Consider the following 399-nt stretch of genomic DNA (forward strand, 5'->3'; position numbering starts at 1 on the left):
TTTTGTAGGAGGATTGACGGCAAACAGGATGAGAACTCTCGCCGGGAGAGTAGTAGCTTCTGCAGCAAGAATGCATGGAGCAGATTTCCAGGGAATCTTCAGATTGTTACACAAAGATTACAACTTCTCCCCTGCCCGTTCTTTTAATATTACTTCAAGGATCCTGCAGGGAGGCGGATTCACCAAGGATATTTCTTATTTCAAAGGCTTTTTACAGGTGAAGGAATATTTAGAAGAAGGGGGAGAACTGGAGCCTTTGTTAACCGGCAAATTTGCTCTGGAACATATGCCCATTATCAACGAATTACGGGACAGACGGGTATTGTTACCTGTTAGCCTCACCCCGAGATATTTAAAAACCGAAGAAACCAACGAGAAAATAAACCAAATCAGAAAGGG

General features: G+C 43.1%; 1 protein-coding gene. It reads left to right on the top strand.

Features of this window, described 5'->3' with window-relative positions:
• Nucleotides 1-28: 28 nt before the first annotated feature.
• A partial coding sequence (locus tag HC176_RS17150) for a tyrosine/phenylalanine carboxypeptidase domain-containing protein (protein ID WP_245234949.1) occupies nucleotides 29-399 on the top strand: 371 nt, incomplete at its 3' end.

Source organism: Tamlana crocina (genome assembly GCF_012037625.1).